We start from the raw sequence: 204 nt of genomic DNA, 5'->3' as shown, positions 1-204 counted from the left end.
AACGCCAAATGTTGATACCCCGTCCGCCTGCAATTCTGTGGGTGGTCGAGGTTCCTTTGGGAAAACAGTTTTACATTTATAGCGAGGACGCAGTGCACGGGACCGCCTATTCCGGTGGTTGCTGTGCCGCTCTTGCGTGAGACATTCACGGAGAGTTTGATCCTGGCTCAGGACGAACGCTGGCGGCGTGCTTAACACATGCAA

General features: G+C 54.4%; 1 rRNA gene. It reads left to right on the top strand.

Annotated elements, in window-relative coordinates:
* Positions 1 to 144: 144 nt before the first annotated feature.
* Positions 145 to 204, top strand: a 16S ribosomal RNA gene (locus tag IF29_RS0141315); the annotation flags it as partial.

Origin of the sequence: Streptacidiphilus jeojiense, from assembly GCF_000719095.1 — a bacterium.
Lineage (GTDB): Bacteria > Actinomycetota > Actinomycetes > Streptomycetales > Streptomycetaceae > Streptacidiphilus > Streptacidiphilus jeojiensis.
This window is presented reverse-complemented; position numbering and strand designations above follow the sequence as displayed.